Annotated in this window: 16 protein-coding genes; 10 read left to right on the top strand and 6 right to left on the bottom strand. The window is 59.9% G+C overall.

Features of this window, described 5'->3' with window-relative positions:
- Positions 1 to 65: 65 nt before the first annotated feature.
- Complete coding sequence (locus KGA81_RS19980) at positions 66 to 1526, top strand: efflux transporter outer membrane subunit (RefSeq protein ID WP_223547815.1); 1461 nt, start codon at positions 66 to 68, stop codon at positions 1524 to 1526.
- Between the two features lie 237 nt (positions 1527 to 1763).
- On the opposite strand, the gene KGA81_RS19985 is transcribed toward KGA81_RS19980, so the two are convergent.
- The 3 genes from KGA81_RS19985 to KGA81_RS19995 all read right to left on the bottom strand — a co-directional run bounded on the left by KGA81_RS19985 (position 1764) and on the right by KGA81_RS19995 (position 5695).
- Complete coding sequence (locus KGA81_RS19985) at positions 1764 to 3035, bottom strand: OmpP1/FadL family transporter (protein ID WP_223547816.1); 1272 nt, start codon at positions 3033 to 3035, stop codon at positions 1764 to 1766.
- Positions 3036 to 3412: 377 nt separating this feature from the next.
- A complete protein-coding gene (locus KGA81_RS19990) occupies positions 3413 to 4039 on the bottom strand; it encodes a TetR/AcrR family transcriptional regulator (protein WP_223547817.1) in 627 nt (208 codons plus the stop codon).
- 138 nt (positions 4040 to 4177) lie between these two features.
- Positions 4178 to 5695, bottom strand: a complete 1518-nt coding sequence (locus KGA81_RS19995) for a nucleobase:cation symporter-2 family protein (RefSeq protein WP_223547818.1) — start codon at positions 5693 to 5695, stop codon at positions 4178 to 4180.
- Between the two features lie 256 nt (positions 5696 to 5951).
- Between KGA81_RS19995 and KGA81_RS20000 the strand changes: the two genes are divergently transcribed.
- On the top strand, positions 5952 to 6233 hold the full coding sequence (locus KGA81_RS20000; protein ID WP_223547819.1) for a BrnT family toxin: 282 nt from the start codon (positions 5952 to 5954) through the stop codon (positions 6231 to 6233).
- A 3-nt stretch (positions 6234 to 6236) separates the two neighbouring features.
- Entirely contained in the window at positions 6237 to 6542 is a 306-nt protein-coding gene (locus KGA81_RS20005) for a BrnA antitoxin family protein (protein ID WP_223547820.1), read from the top strand.
- Positions 6543 to 6597: 55 nt separating this feature from the next.
- Here KGA81_RS20005 and KGA81_RS20010 read toward each other — a convergent pair whose 3' ends face one another.
- Entirely contained in the window at positions 6598 to 7428 is an 831-nt protein-coding gene (locus KGA81_RS20010) for an arylamine N-acetyltransferase family protein (protein ID WP_223547821.1), read from the bottom strand.
- A gap of 177 nt (positions 7429 to 7605) precedes the next feature.
- On the opposite strand from KGA81_RS20010, the gene KGA81_RS20015 reads away from it, so the two are divergent.
- Positions 7606 to 7938, top strand: a complete 333-nt coding sequence (locus KGA81_RS20015) for a hypothetical protein (RefSeq protein ID WP_223547822.1) — start codon at positions 7606 to 7608, stop codon at positions 7936 to 7938.
- A gap of 69 nt (positions 7939 to 8007) precedes the next feature.
- Here the strand turns inward: KGA81_RS20015 and KGA81_RS20020 are convergent, their stop codons facing one another.
- Entirely contained in the window at positions 8008 to 9579 is a 1572-nt protein-coding gene (locus tag KGA81_RS20020; RefSeq protein ID WP_223547823.1) for a GGDEF domain-containing protein, read from the bottom strand.
- A 213-nt stretch (positions 9580 to 9792) separates the two neighbouring features.
- Between KGA81_RS20020 and KGA81_RS20025 the strand changes: the two genes are divergently transcribed.
- Complete coding sequence (locus tag KGA81_RS20025) at positions 9793 to 10260, top strand: hypothetical protein (RefSeq protein WP_223547824.1); 468 nt, start codon at positions 9793 to 9795, stop codon at positions 10258 to 10260.
- Positions 10261 to 10433: 173 nt separating this feature from the next.
- Here the strand turns inward: KGA81_RS20025 and KGA81_RS20030 are convergent, their stop codons facing one another.
- Positions 10434 to 12188: a murein L,D-transpeptidase gene (locus KGA81_RS20030; RefSeq protein WP_223547825.1), complete on the bottom strand. Its 1755-nt coding sequence runs from the start codon at positions 12186 to 12188 to the stop codon at positions 10434 to 10436.
- Positions 12189 to 12273: 85 nt separating this feature from the next.
- Between KGA81_RS20030 and KGA81_RS20035 the strand changes: the two genes are divergently transcribed.
- From KGA81_RS20035 to copD, 5 genes are all read left to right on the top strand, one after another.
- Positions 12274 to 12975, top strand: a complete 702-nt coding sequence (locus KGA81_RS20035) for a murein L,D-transpeptidase catalytic domain family protein (protein WP_223547826.1) — start codon at positions 12274 to 12276, stop codon at positions 12973 to 12975.
- A 107-nt stretch (positions 12976 to 13082) separates the two neighbouring features.
- Positions 13083 to 14789, top strand: coding sequence for a copper resistance system multicopper oxidase (locus tag KGA81_RS20040; RefSeq protein WP_223547827.1), 1707 nt, complete (start codon positions 13083 to 13085; stop codon positions 14787 to 14789).
- An 11-nt stretch (positions 14790 to 14800) separates the two neighbouring features.
- Positions 14801 to 15664, top strand: a complete 864-nt coding sequence (locus KGA81_RS20045; RefSeq protein ID WP_223547828.1) for a copper resistance protein B — start codon at positions 14801 to 14803, stop codon at positions 15662 to 15664.
- Between the two features lie 52 nt (positions 15665 to 15716).
- Positions 15717 to 16100, top strand: coding sequence for a copper homeostasis periplasmic binding protein CopC (copC, locus tag KGA81_RS20050; protein WP_223547829.1), 384 nt, complete (start codon positions 15717 to 15719; stop codon positions 16098 to 16100).
- 3 nt (positions 16101 to 16103) lie between these two features.
- Positions 16104 to 17039 (top strand): copper homeostasis membrane protein CopD, encoded by a 936-nt coding sequence (gene copD / locus KGA81_RS20055; protein ID WP_223547830.1) that lies wholly within the window; start codon positions 16104 to 16106, stop codon positions 17037 to 17039.
- Positions 17040 to 17193 lie beyond the last annotated feature (154 nt).

Genomic DNA, 17193 nt, shown 5'->3' on the forward strand with positions numbered 1-17193 from the left:
TTCAATTGACAGAATGTGACCATTACGTAATATGGTCACAAACATCCTCCGTTGAAGGAATCTCGATGCCTCCCCTCCACCCCCTTGCTCTTTTGGTCTGCGCCGGCTTATTGGCAGGTTGCGCGGTCGGTCCGGACTACCATCGTCCAGACGCTCCGCTTTCGGATCGTTACATGGGTCAGCCTTCTGTCGAACAGCGGCGTAGCGCGACGCCGACCAGCCTTGTCGCCTGGTGGGAAGGCTTTGGTGATCCAGTGCTCACTGACTTCATCTCCAAGGCGCTCGAGCAGAATCTGGACCTGGCGCAAGCGTCCGCGCGAGTCACGCAGGCGCGGGCCGGGCTAGGTAATGCAAATGCCGCTCTACTCCCCTCAGGGAACATCAGCGCACAGGCCGCGCGCTCCTACCAGTCAATCGAGACGCCACTCGGCCAGGTGTTGAACTCAACGCCAGGCAATGATCGGTACGCCAGTTCCTACGAGGCCAATCTCGATGCCAGCTGGGAGGCAGATGTCTTTGGCCAATTGCGCCGCGCACGTGAAGCTGCTCTGGCCGAGTACCAGGCTTCCCAGGCGGGCGTCGCTGCCACACGACTGGCCATCGCCGCGCAGACCGCTGATATCTACATCACTGTCCGTGGACTGCAGGCGCGGCTGGACATTGCGAATCGGCAAGTCAAAACGCAGCAGGATTTGTTAGAGAAAGTCCAATTGCTCTACAGCAAGGGGCTCGCCGCCAACTATCAGGTTCACCAGACCGAGGGGGAGCTATCGCAGGTCCAAGCGACAGTGCCGGTCCTGCAGACCGGTCTGGATGCTGCCATGAATGCGCTGGATGTAATGCTCGGCACGCCGCCAGGCACTCACCGCACGCAACTGGCAAGCGCGGGGAGCATTCCTGTAGCGCCGCAGATAAATGCAATGGGAACGCCGGCCGATTTGCTGCGCCGCCGGCCAGATCTCATTGTGGCTGAGCGCCGTCTTGCGGCCTCAAACGCACGCATCGGGGAGGCGATTGCCGAGTACTACCCGAAATTCTCCCTTGGCGCATTGCTGGGCAGTGCCACGGCAGTATCCGCAGGCAACCTTTTTACCGGCGGCGCCAGCCAGTCGGCGGGCGTATTGGGACTGCGCTGGAGACTCTTCGACTTCGGTCGCATAAACGCCGAAATCGACCAGGCCAAGGGACAGGAAGCCGAAACCCTGGCCGCTTACCGCCAGTCTGTGCTGCGCGCCACCGAGGATGTCGAGAACGCGTTGTCCTCACTGGTGAATCGGGAAACTCAAGCAACCACCCTCACCGCTGGAGAGGCGTCGCTGACCCAGGCTCGCCAATCGTCGTTCATTGCCTATGAGAAAGGCACGGCCAGCCTGATCGATGTCCTGCACGCTGACGAGACGATGCTGCAGGCTTCCGATGCCCGAGCCCAAGCACGAACGGAATCGGCACGAGCGGCCGTTGCGGCATTCAAGTCGCTGGGTGGTGGCTGGCAACCGCCTGAAGCCCAGCCTGTTGCGACACGATGAGCTGATAAGGTGACGCGCTCTTAAAAGGTTTTGCGTGCGCCAGGGCAAAAGCAACCATATCCCCAGCGCTATCGCGAGCATTTATGCTGTTTATCGAGTGGTTGCGCAGGCTGCGATCTTTTGATCTTGCTTTTTCGATCTGGAGATTGTTCCCCCGGAATTCCGTGAAGAACCTCTTAAAAGTCGGGAGGCAACGCGCGCTCCCGACCGGACAGTTATCGCGTGACAGCACTCAAACTAGAAGCGGTAACTGACAGAAGTACCGAGCCCGCTCGCGCTGTTCTTGTATTTGGCGCTGTATGCACCTCTGGTCGGCGAGGTTTCGTTGACCTGCACGCTCTCCTCCCACAGGTAGGAATAAGCAACATCGATCGTGACATTGTCCGCCGGAGTCCAGCCGGCACCGAAGCTGATAACCTTCCGGTCGCCTGTAGGAATGCGTGGTCCCCGGTTGGTGTTGTTGGTGGGCGACTGATCAACCGAAAAACCTGCGCGCAGTACCCATTGGTTGTTCAGTTGGTACGCCGTACCAATAGCGTGTGCCCATGTATCGTGCCAATTCTGTTCTTCGGTAATGGTGCCCAGCGCTCCGCTCAACACAGGGGGTAATCCTGTGTTCTCGATGGTTAATTCCTTGAAGCGACTCCAGCGAGTCCAGGTGCTCCCCAAATAGAGGGTCCAGTCGTTATCAAGCTGATGAGTCACCGAGAAATCCACTGACTCTGGTGTATTCACATCCAGCGAAGCGTCATAACTCTGGCCGCTGACCCCCAACACGCTAAAGATGCCGTTAGTGACCTTGGTCTTGGCATCCAATTGATAACTGACTTTGGAATGGTAGGTCATGCCCAAACGGGTTCGGTCTGTAGCCTGCACCAGGATACCGGCGTTGAAACCGAGGGCCGTGTCGTCGCCAGTGCTTTTGAGTTTTCCGTCGTTGCGACCAGGGCTGAGTGGGTTGAGCACCATCCCGGATATCTCACCGCCGATACGGTTGATGGTGGGACCGAACCCGATCGAAACTTTGTCGTTGAAGGCATAGCTGATGGTGGGCTGGAACGTAAGTGTCGTGACCTCGCTTTTATTGGCGTAGTAACGCCCGGCATAACCGCTGCCATAGTCCGTCATCAGACCGAAAGGCACATAAAAACCCACACCAAACGCCCAATGCTCATCGATGGGTTTGACGTAGTAACCCATCGGCACCGTGGTCGTGGGCACCATGTCACCATCTTCCTGACCTGCGAATGTACTGCGGGTCTGGCTTATGTCGGACTTCGCGAAAAGCGTCGCCGCCCCCACGCTGACCTGCTCCCTTTTCAAGCGAGACATCCCTGCGGGATTACCGAAGACCGTGCTCGCATCTTCAGCGGAGGAGGAGCGACCGGCAAACCCGGACCCCATCCCACTGATGCTTTGTTCATTGAGAGCGAAGCCGCTTGCAAAAACGTTTGAGGATGCGAGCACGACAGCGAGGCCCAATGGGCTCTTGAGCAATATTGTTTTCATTGTTTGAACTCTATGGGTATCACTGAGATGAAACAGTAGAAGCGACGCATCCCCATACTTATTCATGTGACCGATTCAGTCAATAGTCACAAACCAGATAAATAAAATGCCCTTCGACGGATGGGAAGAAGGGCAAAGTGAGAAGCCGTTTTGATGATCTGGTGCTGACCCGGGTATGCCGTAATGCCGATCAGTTAAGCCGAGACACTGAACCCGTGGCGAGGGAGCTTGCTCCCGCTGGGCAGCGCAGCGGCCCCAACAAATGGGCCTGCTGCGCAGTCCAGCGGGAGCAAGCTCCCTCGCCACAGGTTAGTCAGCGCTGGTCGATCCCTTAACTGACTGGCATTAGCGTATTCCGTAATACCTTTAGCCGAAGGTCAAGGCATGAGGCTACGCAAGATAAGATTGGAGGTGAGCGTGGGCGCCACCTCGATGAAATCGAGGTTGTACTGCAGCAGCAAAGGATTGACGAATGGCCGTAGCGCGAGATGTATCGCTTCTACTGTCTCGTCCAGCGGAGTCTTGCGTTCAAATTCGCCAATCTCTCGGCCCTCTCGCACTATTTGCGCCACGAAGCGTTTGATCTGTGCGTCATAAGCCTGCGTACTGGGCCAGCTTTCCGACGCCGCGAACGCTGCAATGTCATAGAGTTTTCGGTCGTTGAAGAACAGATTCACACCTGTGGCGATCACCGTCTTGACCAAACGTCGAAAGCGCTCCGTCGGCGACAGGCCCTCTACATTGATTGCCTGGTCCACAGCCGCGACGATTTCTGCCAGGCAATTTGCGCAGATGGCTTCACCGATCGCCTGCTTGGAATCGAAAAACTTGTAGATGTAGGCCTTTGAAAACCCGATGGCCTTGGCCAGGTCGGAAACCGTGGTTTTGCCGTAGCCGTACTGACTGAAATGTTCATTGGCCGCCGCGACAATCTGGTCTCGAATGTCGTGATCGGCTGGGCCACGGAGGCTGGGCGAGGATGAAGATATCGATGGCTGATTCATGAGTACAGCTTACTCACCCTATCGATGACTGACAACTTGTGACCGATTAGTTTTATAGTCACGAATCGACCATATCGCAGCCTGCGGCAACTCCATGTAGGAGCTGCCGCAGGCTGCGATCTTTTGATCTACCGACCCTTAGACATGCTCACTGTTTTTCGCATGCACCGCCCTTGGTTCTGCCACGCCGTGTTCCGATTCCAGCACCGGAATCTCCTTGCCGTCGCAATCGTGCAGTTTACCGTCGCTGAAGTAGTCCCCTTCGCGCAACGCCGCCAGGTCCTGATAACGCAGGACCCGCTCGGTACCGGCCGCAAACACCGATTGCTGGTCAGAGTTACCGGCGGTGAGATGGTTGAAGGTCAGGTTCAGCACGATAGCCATGATCGCTGACGAGCTGATGCCCGAATGGAAAATGGTCGCGAACCAGCTTGGGAAGTGGTCGTAGAAGTTCGGTGCCGCGATCGGGATCATGCCGAAGCCGATGGAGGTGGCGACAATGATCAGATTGACGTTGTTGCGGTAGTCGACCTTGGACAAGGTCCGAATGCCGCTGGCCGCAACGGTGCCGAACAGCACGATGCCGGCGCCACCCAATACCGAGGTCGGCACGGCGGCGATGACCCGGCCCATGAACGGCAGCAGGCCGAGGATCACCAGGAACAGACCGCCAGTGGCCACCACGTAGCGGCTCTTGATGCCGGTGACCGCCACCAGGCCGACGTTCTGGGCGAAAGCGCTTTGGGTGAAGGAACCGAAGATCGGTGCGAACATGCTCGACAGCATGTCGGCGCGCAGGCCGTTGCCCAGGCGCTTGGAGTCAACCTTGGTGCCGATGATCTCACCGACGGCCAGAATGTCCGCCGAGGTCTCCACCAGCGTCACCATCACCACGATGCACATCGACAGGATCGCAGCGAAGTGGAAGGTCGGCATGCCGAAGTGGAACGGCGTCGGGAAGCCGAACATCGGGCCCTGGGTTACGGACGAGAAATCCGCCATGCCGAGGAACACCGCGATGATCGTACCGATCACCATCGCCAGCAGAATCGACAGGCGGGAGATGGTCGCACTGCCGATTTTGCTCAGCAGCAGCACCAGCACCAATGTCACCGCCGCCAGACCGATGTTCGCCATGCTGCCGAATTCCGGTGCATGGCTGTTGCCGCCCATGGCCCAGCGCGCGGCTACCGGCATCAGCGTCAGGCCGATGGTGGTAATCACGATGCCGGTCACCAGCGGCGGGAAGAACCTGGTGATGCGCGAGAACACCGGGGTTATCAGTAACCCGATCAGGGACGCCGCTATCACTGCCCCCAACACCGACTGAAACCCACCCTCCCCGCCACTGCTGACAATCGCCACCATGGTCGCGACGCCGGAGAAGGACACGCCCTGTACCAGCGGCAACTGACAACCAAAAAACGGTAAACCCAGGGTTTGCAGCAACGTTGCCAGCCCCCCCGCAAACAATGAAGCAGCAATCAACAAACCGATGTCCGCCGGCGAGAGCCCGGCCGCCTGGCCGATGATCAAAGGCACCGCGACAATACCGCCATACATGGTTAGAACATGTTGCAGGCCATAAGCCATATTCGCGCCGATCCCAAGATTTTCGTCCTCGGGCCGTTGGTGTGAAACATGGGGCGTTTTCATGGTAGGGGGTTCCCTGGTTTTTGTTATTCGCACACTGTATGCAATAGTCAGGACAAATGTCTATAGAGTTGTATACAACTTATCAGTCACAAAATGGATACCTGTCCATTTCCCCCAGACCCTCACCCTCCTGGCTCTGCCAAAAAACCTTGAAATACATCCCTCCCTGTCCAAACGCGGGTGCTGACTAGTCTTTCGAATTCCTGGCGACCATCGGTAAGGCCCGCCCCTTTTTTATACATATAAAGTATGCATAATGAAGTCATTCGAAATTCAGTTCCACAAGGCAAAGAACGCAGCCAACAAACTCAAGCACCAAGGCATCAGCCTCGCAGAGACTGAACCGGTATTCCATGACGAACGGGCGCTGACCATCGAGGACAACCACCATGATGAACAACGCTGGATCACCCTGGGGCTGGATGCCAAAGGCCGATTGCTGGTTGTCGCGTACACCTGCCGCGATCCGAATATCGTTCGAATCATTTCCGCGCGCATCGCCACCAAAAGCGAGCGCCGTCAGTATCTGGAGGCATGACCGATGAAAGACGAATACGATTTCAGCAACGCCAGGCGCGGGGCCGTGGTGCCCGCCAAAGGCAAGACCCGCATTACCATCATGCTCGATGACGCGGTCATCGAAGCGGCCCGCGCAATGGCAGAACACGAGGGGTACGGCTACCAGACCACGATCAACAATACGCTGCGCCGGGCCCTGCTCAACGAAGGCAAACCCGTACACCTGAAACAAACCCTCACCCCTGCCGAACTCAAGGGCCTGGAGCAGAAACTGGCAGAAGCCTTGCGCGAAATTCAACGGGTGATGGAGCCGGGAGTTCAGCCCTGAAACACCAAGGGCCGATCAATCGGATCAGCCCTTTGTAATATCTATGCTCAGACAGCTATTGCGGCGCCGCGATCAATCGTTCCAGCGTCCGCACCAATTGCGCCTGTTCCGGTACGCGAATGCCGAACTCGCTGCCCAGCAAACTAATCAGCTCCTGCACATCCGTCACCTGCCGCCGCTCGCTGTCCTGGCCAATCCGGTGAATCGCGAAGCTGCCATCGTTGAGCGTACGTCGCCAGCCCTCTCCGGTGCGCGCCACCATCAATTGCCTGGCGAAAGTCGACTCGGGGTGGGTCGAGACGTACCAGTTACCCACCGCAAAATCGATATCTTCCTGGCGTTGCAGGTCGAAGATGTACATCTCACGCCATTCCCCCGCAACGTTGGCGCGCAAGGTATAGCCGTCGACGTGCAGATCGATGCGATATGGCTCGTGAGGGGTGAGTTGTTCGGCGCGGGAATCGAGCAACAGGGGCGCGGTCGGCACCATGCCGCCGAAGCCGACGTCGGTGATGTAGCGCACGTCATCGATCGTAACCAGGCTCAGGCGATGGGTGCGGGCTGTCCAGGCACCCTCCGGCTGGCCCATCACCACCCGGCCGCTGATGGCACGGGCGTCGAAGCCCAATTCTTGAAGCAAGGCCAGGAACAGGTTGTTGAGTTCGTAGCAGTAACCGCCACGACCGTCATGCAAGACCTTCTGTTCGATGGACGGCAAGTCGATAAGCACCGGTTCGCCGGATAATGTGGTGAGGTTTTCAAACGGGAAAACGCCGGTGTGGCGCAGTTGCAGTTGGCGCAACGTTTCCAGAGTCGGTGCCGGGGCTGCATCGAAACCCAGGCGCCGTAGGTACAAAGCACGGTCAGTCAGGCGTGGTTCGCTCATCGCTCAATCCTTTTGCACGCAAGCGGCGGATTACTCCGCCAGTGGCCGCTATGTATACGGGATCAAGCACTGGCGCCGACAATTGATTTAGCCAATCACCGGAAATGAAAAAACTCTACTGCGCTTGCGCAACCCTGCACACCAACATCAGGTAACGACTCATCCCAGGAGACGACCATGATGAACATCAGAATGACTTCGCTGCTCTTGGCGGGATTGTTGTCGGCAACGCCCCTGGCCATGTTTGCGGCGTCCGGCACTGGCACTGGCACTGGCACGACCGGCACGGCACCCAGTGCAACCCGCAACTCAAACATGCTGCCAGGCAACAACAGACCCAGTGAACCCTCGGGTGACTACAGCCGCAGTCATGGCCCCGGCTCGTCAATCGGCAGCACCGGCGTCAATGGTCCCGGTAGCGGCGCGGGTGGTGGAACCGGCGCCCCCGGAGGCGGAACCGGCGGTGCTGGCGGCGGGACGGGCAGCTGGACAGGCAAAAGCAGCCGATGACGTGCAGTCATTGGCTGCTGTTTGTCACCTGAGGCTTACATCGGCTTGACCACCGGCAGGCAAAACACTTCAACGATCGGAGCGCATCAACGCCTCGGCTCCACCGGCCATCGACAACGTTGCCACGCGGTTTCGCCCCGAATGCTTGGCCTGATACAACGCCGCATCCGCCCGTTCGACAAACACGTCCATGCTGTCACGCCCCGACGGCACGAACGAATAGCAACCCAGACTGACCGTTACGTAGCCATTGGGCGAACCGGTGTGATTGATGTGCTTGTCAATGACGCTGCGGCGGATCTGCTCGGCAATCGTCATGGCGCCGTGGATGTCGGTGTCGGGCAGCAGCACCGCAAACTCTTCGCCGCCGTAACGCACCGCCAGATCGGCCTTGCGGTGGCAGCAACTCTTCAGTGCCCGGGCCACTTCGGCCAGGCAGTGATCCCCCACCACATGGCCGTAGGTATCGTTGTAGCGCTTGAAGTAATCGATATCGAGCATGATCAGGCTCAAGGGGCTGGCCTGCCGGGCGCCGCGCCCGAACTCGATGCCCAGCGCCCGCTCGAACAATCGGCGGTTGGCCAGCCCGGTCAGGCTGTCGTGAGTGGCGATCAGCTCCAGCGCTTGCTGGGCATTGCGCAAATCCGCCTCGACCCGCTCGCCAACGCGCACCTGATGCAGGAACCCCCACCCGAACAACCCTACCCCCAGCAACACCAGGGCCACGATGAGACTGGAGCGAAACGCCGTGTCGTACCAGTCCGCGAGAATGGATTCGGTGGACGACGCAGCGGCGACCACCAACGGATAGGCCTCCAGCTGTCGGTAACTGTACATGCGTGTCACATCATCGATGATGGAGGTGGATATCGCATTGCCGGAGGTGGTCAGCGGCAGGAACTTCTGGAAAATCTCGCTCTGGGCCAGTGATGCACCGATCTGCGCCTCTACAAAAGGTCGACGGGCCAATAACGTGCCATCGGTCAAGCCGAGAAACATCGAGCCGTTGTCGTCGAGGCTGAAGCTTTTGAAGAACTGGTCGAAGTACGACATCTTGATGCCGGCCAGCAACACGCCCTGGAAATGCCCGTTCCTGTCGTTGATCCGTCTGGATATCGGAATGATCCACTCGCCGTTTTCCCGACTGCGGATGGCCGGGCCGATGTGCGCCACCGACGATATGTTCTGCTGGTGATACTTGAAGTACTCGCGATCCGCGACCCCGGCCCCCCGGGGCAGGTTTTCAAACGAGGTCACCACCCACTGGCCCTTCTGGTCGAACAGCAGGATGCCGTGCAATTGATCCAGCGCCAGCACCCGCCGGGCGAAGGTCTGTTGCAAGCGTGGCCGTTGGTCCGGGCCGAAACCGTCGACCTGAATCCAGTCCGCCAGACTGGTCAGCACCAGGTCGGCCTTCATGAAGGTGTCTTCGGCTTGCTGCGCCATGGCCCGCGTCAGGTTCGAAGACGCCACTTGCGCGTCGCGCAGATCATGGTGCCGGGACTGTTCCAGTTGCAGGTAGAGCAAACCGCACAGGCACAGGCACACCGTGGCAATGAACAACACCGCGGCCTTGCGCAGCGGTATGCGTTTCAATGCGACGCCAGGGGCGTGATCCGGATTGTTCAAACCTGTGGGCAAACGTTCATCCTGTCGGGGGGCAAGGCATGGGCAACGCCCCAAAGCCCTCGGTCTTTGTGGGCCGTAGTTTACGGGGTTATCCATGACAAATGGCGGCCATTTGCCCAGCAGTATCACACCTGTATCCTGCCTGTACCGCAAACATGACCCAAGGCAAGCGCGCCCCCGCATCAACGAGCTACGATTAGTCTGAACTCCACACAGGGAATCGACATGAGCAAGGCAGACGAGCTCGCGGCAAAATTGAAACAGACACGGCTGACCAGCGCGGATCAGGCGATCGATGCCTGGCCGGGCCAGGTCTACGAACTGTATCAACGGATAGAGACCTGGCTGCTGCCCTTGACCGAAGCGGGCCTGGCCCTGCGGCGCAACCCCACCCACGTGTTCGAGAGCCGCCCCAATGGCGACTCTTACAACTACGCCATCGACCAGTTGGTGATTGCCGGCAACGGACACAGCATGACCTTTGACCCGGTTGCACGCTTCACCGCCGATGGCGAGGGGCGGGTCGAGATTCACACAACCGGCAACGAACTCGCCCTGTTGCGCACCGTGGACGAACACGGTGAAACGCACTGGTGGCTACAAACGATCGAGCAGGCCACGGCGCAGCTGGACGCGGTGGCGCTGACGGAAAGCGATCTGCTGGCAGTGGTGCAACAGGGGTTGGCGCTTTAGGGGATTGCCGATCAGTCTACACACGAAACCTGTAGGAGCGAGCTTGCTCGCGATGGTCGTTAACGATAACGCGTGCTTGCTGGCTAAACGCGGCGTTTTTGAGTCCATCGCGAGCAAGCTTGCTCCTACAGTGTCCGCGTCTATTCATTACAGTTGGTTCTCGCGTCTATTGGTTACTGTTGGTTCTGCCCCTTCACCACCAGCGGCATCTCTGCCTGACGCAAGTCCAGCGCGGGCAACTTCGTGGGTTGGCTCAAGCCTTGCAGCACCCTGGCGTCGTAATCATAGATGTCGGGCTTGAACGTCACCCGCCCATCCTTGCTCAGGTCCACGGTCCAGTAGGCCAACAGCACCGGCACTTTCACCGGTAGCTGGACGTTCTCGGTCCGGCCATTGGCCAACTGCTTCTGAATGCCTTCGCTGTTCCAGCGCACCGGGTCGTTGAACAACAACTCGACCAGTTGCAACGGGTTTTCCACGCGGATGCAGCCTGAGCTGGTGGCCCGAACCGTTTTGGCAAACAGTTCGCGGTGCGGCGTGTCATGCAGGTAAATCGAATAGTCGTTGGGGAAGCGGATCACCACCTGCCCCAACGAACTGTCAGGCCCGGCATCCTGACGCAGGTGGATGCCTCGCGGGTTGCTCCAGTCAACGCTCGACGGATCGAGCACATTGCCTTCGCGATCAAGCACACGAATCCGGTTGGCCTCCAGATAGCCCGGATCGTTCTGGACTTTTGGAATCACGTCCTGCTTGAGAATGGTCGGCGGCACGGTCCAGGTCGGGTTGAACGTGATGTAGGTGATTTCGGCCTGGAACACCGGCGTACTGCGCACCGGTTTACCGACCTGCACCCGCGAACGCCAGATCGGCAGACCGTCGCGGTACATCGCCACCTTGTATCCGGCAATATCGACGATCACGAACGTGCCCTGAAGCTTGTACAACAGCCACCGGGCGCGCTCCATGTTGACCCGCACCTGATCGATCCGCGCCTCGACCGGCACGTTCAGCGCCGCCAGCGTCGCCGCCCCCGCCACACCATCGGCCCCCAGGTATTGCTCGGTCTGATACTTCTTCACCGCGGCAATGACCTTGTCGTCGTAACCGGCCTTTTTCGACAGGTGCGGGTCCAGGTATCCGCCCGCCACCAGACGCGCACGCAATTGTGCGACAGCCACCCCGTCCATGCCGGGCTTGAGCGATTGCCCTTCGGTGACTTTCGGCCAGCCCCCCGCATCACGGACCTGGCGCAACCGGGCCAGGCCCTCACGCAAGTTGCGGTAAATCTCTTCCTGAGGAGGCGCCTCGGCGAAGGCACGCGCCACGTCATGGGCATCGAGGGCGGCGAACAGGTTGTTCATGTCCTCGCGGGCAGCGCCGCCGGCGGGCTGGAAATTCCAGTGAATGTCCAGCCGCGACGGATCGACCTTGCCCCGCCGCAATTGCAGCAGCGCGGTGATGAACGTGCGGGTCGCCGCCATGTCGAACATCGCCCGTTGCGCCGTGGAAGGCACGGACTTTGCCAGCGACTCATGGGCCAGGGCCAGCTCGCTGATGCGAAAATCCGCCGGATTCAGGCCGTCGTTCCGGGTGTCTTCAAGGCTCTTGAGCAACTGGGCCACATCACGATCGTCTGTCCACGCCGCGCGATAGTTGCGATGCATATAGAAATCCAGCACCACCCGGCTGACATCCACGCGCTGATGGCGCCTGGACGTGAGCAACGGCGGAAAGGCCGAGCGCAGCGGTTCCAGCGTCGCCTGAATCACCTGGCCGACCGCATCGTCGGGCGCTGCGGCATCGATTGCGCTGCTCGCCGCAGATACCGGCTCAATCGGCGAAGTTTGCCCAAACGCCGCACCGCTGATCAGAAAGCCCATAAAAAACATGCGGCTTATGACGAATGACCTTGTTAAATTCATCATGGATAATCCTTAATCCCCCGTTTCAAACGGCTAGCTTTCCGCTCGCCGCTAGCTAGACTCGAAATTATCATGATGAGACCCGACTATGGCGCTAAAACGCTTTGGCCCTTTATTTGCCATTTTACTGACGTGCCTTTCAGTAACGTCAGCCTACGCCGATTCGCTTGAAAACGCGCTGGTCAAAGCCGCGCCCGGCGCCGACGCCAAAGTGATTGCCCTGGCGGTTCGCGCCACCCAATGCCGCCTCGCCCAAGGTGCCGCCCCCGCCCAAAGACTGGCGGTGATCGATTATTCCCTGCCTTCGACCGAACAACGCCTGTGGGTCTTCGACCTTAAACGGCGCAAGTTGCTGTTTCACGAACTGGTCGCCCATGGCCGCAACAGCGGCGAAAACATGGCCACGCTGTTCTCCAACCAGAATGAAAGCCACGCCACCAGCCTCGGCCTGTTCCGCACACAAGAGAGCTACCGCGGCCAGAACGGTTACTCACTGCGCATGGAAGGCCTGGAACCCGGCTTCAACGATAACGCCTTTGACCGGGCCATCGTCATTCACGGCGCGCCCTATGTCAGCCCGGTGCTGGCCCGCGCCAATGGCCGCATCGGCCGCAGCCTGGGTTGCCCGGCCGTCAGACCGGCGATTGCCCATCGATTGATCGATTCGATGAAGGACGGGCAATTGTTGTTTTCCTACTACCCGGACCCGCGCTGGTTGAAGTCTTCTTCCTACATCAACTGCGGCGGCGACACGGTGGCCTCAAGGGGAAAGTCCACCTCACGCCAGTAAGCGACGCCCAACCTGTCAAAACTGTAATCCTCGCCTCAGCCTGCTGAAAGGCACCGCCGGTTAGCCTCGTCGACAAGTTCAACAGGCTGACGGGCGGAACAAACGGCATGCACTCCCACACTTCAAGACGCACCTTCGTCAAAGGGCTGGCCATCGGCGGGCTCTTCGGCGGCCTCGGGTTATGGCGCACGCCGGTCTGGGCGATCAGCAGTCCCGGCGAACCGCAGGTGTTGGCCGGTCACGATTTCGACTTGTACATCGACCAATCCCCGGTCAACTTCAGTGGCAGCCCACGCACCGCGACGACCATCAACGGCGGCATTCCCGGCCCGCTGCTGCGCTGGCGTGAAGGCGATACGGTGACGCTGCGGGTGCGCAACAAACTCAAGGACAGCACCTCCATTCACTGGCACGGCATCTTGCTGCCGACCAACATGGACGGCGTGCCGGGGCTGAGCTTCAAGGGCATCGAGCCGGGCGGCCTGTACGTCTACCAGTTCACCGTGCGACAGAACGGCACCTACTGGTATCACAGCCATTCGGGCTTTCAGGAACAATCCGGCGTCTACGGCCCGCTGGTGATCGACGCCAAGGATCCGGAGCCGTTCCAGTACGACCGCGACTACGTGGTGATGCTCAGCGACTGGACCGACGAAGACCCGGTCGGCCTGATGAAGACCCTGAAAAAACAGTCCGACTACTACAACTTCCACAAACGCACCGTGGGCGACTTCATCCACGACGTCAGCGAAAAAGGCTGGGGGTCGACCGTCGCCGACCGCAAGATGTGGGCCGAAATGAAGATGAACCCCACTGACCTGGCGGACGTCGGCGGCGCCACTTACACCTACCTGTTGAACGGCCAGGCGCCGGACACGAACTGGACCGGGGTGTTCCGCCCGGGGGAAAAGCTGCGGCTACGCTTCATCAACGGCTCGTCCATGACCTACTTCGACGTGCGCATCCCCGGGCTGAAAATGACCGTGGTCGCTGCCGACGGCCTGCACGTCAAACCGGTGAGCGTCGACGAATTCCGCATTGCCGTGGCGGAAACCTTCGACGTCATCGTCGAGCCGACCGAAACGGCCTACACCCTGTTCGCCCAGGCGATGGATCGCACCGGACACGCACGCGGCACCCTGGCGGTAAAAGCGGGACTGACTGCGCCGCTGCCACCACTGGACCCACGCCCGCTGGTGACCATGGATGACATGGGCATGGGTGGCATGGACCACGGCAGCATGGCGGGCATGGATCACGGCAACATGGCCATGGGCGACATGCCCGACATGCAGTCCCACCCGGCCTCGGAAACCGACAACCCGCTGGTGGACATGCAAGCCATGTCCACCTCACCGAAACTCGACGACCCCGGCATGGGCCTGCGCAACAACGGTCGCCGCGTGCTCACCTATTCCGACCTGCGCAGCACCTTCGAAGACCCGGACGGCCGCGACCCTGGCCGCACCCTTGAGCTGCACCTGACCGGGCACATGGAAAAATTCGCCTGGTCGTTCAACGGCGTGAAGTTCTCTGATGCAGAGCCGCTACGCCTCAAGTACGGCGAGCGGCTGCGGATCGTGCTGGTCAACGACACGATGATGATGCACCCCATCCACCTGCACGGCATGTGGAGCGACCTCGAAGACGAGAACGGCCAGTTCATGGTGCGCAAACACACCATCGACATGCCACCGGGCTCCCGGCGCAGCTATCGGGTCACCGCCGATGCGCTCGGCCGCTGGGCCTATCACTGCCATCTTCTGTACCACATGGAAATGGGCATGTTCCGTGAAGTTCGCGTGGAAGAATGAGGCGCACCCCCATGATTCGATTCACCCCGTTTTTTTTCGCACTCGTGACCTCGACGGCGATGGCCGCCAGCGATGACATGCAAGGCATGGATCACAGCCAGATGAACCACGACCAGATGCAAGGCATGGACGAAGGCCAGATGCAGCCCGCCGCGCCCAGCGAAAGTCGCACACCGATCCCGGTGCTGACCGATGCCGATCGCGCTGCCGTGTATGCCGATCCCGCCGGTCACCACGTACATGACAGCACGCTCAATTCATTTTTCCTCGCCGAAAAACTGGAATGGCAGGACGCCGATGACGGCAGCACCCTGGCCTGGGATTTGTCTGGCTGGGTCGGCGGCGACATCGATCGACTGTGGCTGCGCTCCGAAGGCGAACGCACCAACGGCGTGACCGAGGACGCAGAAATCCAGGCCCTCTGGGGCCACGCCGTTTCCCCGTGGTGGGACGTCGTCAGCGGCGTGCGCCAGGACTTCAAACCCGGCGCCCCGCAAACCTGGGCCGCGCTCGGCGTGCAAGGCATGGCGCTGTACAACTTCGAGGCCCAAGCCACGGCCTTCATCGGCGAAGGCGGCCAGAGCGCCGTGCGGCTGGAAGGCAACTACGACATCCTGCTGACCAATCGGCTGATCCTGCAGCCGACCGTCGAACTCAACGCCTACGGCAAAAACGACCCGCAACGGGGCATCGGCGCGGGGCTGTCCAACACCGAAGCCGGCCTGCGCCTGCGCTACGAAATCCGCCGGGAATTCGCGCCCTACCTCGGCGTGACCTGGAACCGCACCTACGGCAACACCGCCGATTTTGCCAACGACGAAGGCGAGGACCGCAGCGAAACACGCCTGGTGCTCGGTGTTCGGCTGTGGTTCTGAACAGACTCACCTCAAACCAAAAACAACCGCTTCAAGCGGTAAAGGACCTTGCATGCGCCTCATCAAACCCACCGCCGTCGTTATCGCGTTGCTCAGCGGCCTGCTCATGAGCACCCTCGCTCAAGCCCACCCCAAACTGCTCTCCTCCAGCCCGGCGGAAGGCGCGACAGGTGCGCCACCCGACAAGATCGAACTGCACTTTTCCGAAAACCTCGTCACCCAGTTTTCCGGCGCCAAACTGCTGATGACCGAAATGGCCGGCATGGCCCATGACCCGATGCCAATCAAGGCCAAAGTCAGCGGCAGCAGTGATCCGAAGAGCATGCTCATTACTCCAGCAGCGCCCTTGACTGCCGGCACTTACAAGGTCGAATGGCGCGCGGTGTCGTCGGACACCCACCCGATCACCGGCAACGTCACCTTCAAAGTGAAATGATCGATGAGCGACTCGGCCAACGTCGTGCTGCGGTTTGTGTTGTATATGGATTTGATGCTGTTGTTTGGCGTGGCGCTGTTCGGGCTGTATAGCCTTGAGGGACGGGAACGACGCTCGGGGAGCGTGCTGCCCTTTCGCGGATTGTTGGCGGTTTTTGCCGGACTCGGGGCATTGTTGTCGAGCGCCGGCATGGTGCTGATGGCCAGCACCATGAGCGGCGAATCAGACATTGCCGAGTTGCGCCCCCACATCGAGATGATGCTGCTGGAGACCGACGTCGGTTTGGCCTGGGCCGTGCGGATGATTGCGTTAGCAGTCGTGGGTATGGCGTTGATGCTCAGCTCACGATCACCCGGCATCAGCCTGGTGATTGCCGCCACGGCCGGCGGCATCGCCCTCGCCGGCCTGGCCTGGAGCGGGCACGGCGCCATGGACGAAGGCAGTCGCCGCTACTGGCACTTCACCGCGGACATCCTGCACCTGCTGATAGCGGGCGCCTGGCTCGGTGCGTTGCTGGCGTTTGCCCTGATGGCACAAACCCGGGCCCTGCAAACCGAAGCACACATTCGCTTGCTGGCTCGCGCGGTCAAGCGATTCGAAGGTGTCGGTGCGCTGATCGTTGTGATCATCACCCTGACGGGCGTGGTGAACTACCTGTACATCGTCGGTCCGAAGCTCGATGAGGTTTTACTCGGCCATTACGGCGTTCTACTGGCGATCAAGGTGCTGCTGTTTGCCGGGATGCTGGTGTTGGCGGCGTTGAACCGCTTTCATCTCGGCCCCTTGCTGGAGCGGTCGTTGCGAGAGGGCCAATATCGCGCGGCAGCCCATGCACTTCGGCGCAGTGTGGTGGTGGAAATGGCCGCAGCGGTGTTGATTGTGGGGTTGGTGGCGTGGCTGGGGACGTTGAGTCCGGAAGTGGAAATGAGCAATGTTTAGGGATTAATGCCAGTCAGTTAAGGGATCGACCATCGCTGATTAACCCGTGGCGAGGGAGCTTGCTCCCGCTGGACTGCGCAGCAGGCCCATTTGTTGGGGCCGCTGCGCTGCCCAGCGGGAGCAAGCTCCCTCGCCACGGGTTCAGTGTCTCGGC

It is taken from the genome of Pseudomonas sp. A-B-19, assembly GCF_019947515.1.
Lineage (GTDB): Bacteria > Pseudomonadota > Gammaproteobacteria > Pseudomonadales > Pseudomonadaceae > Aquipseudomonas.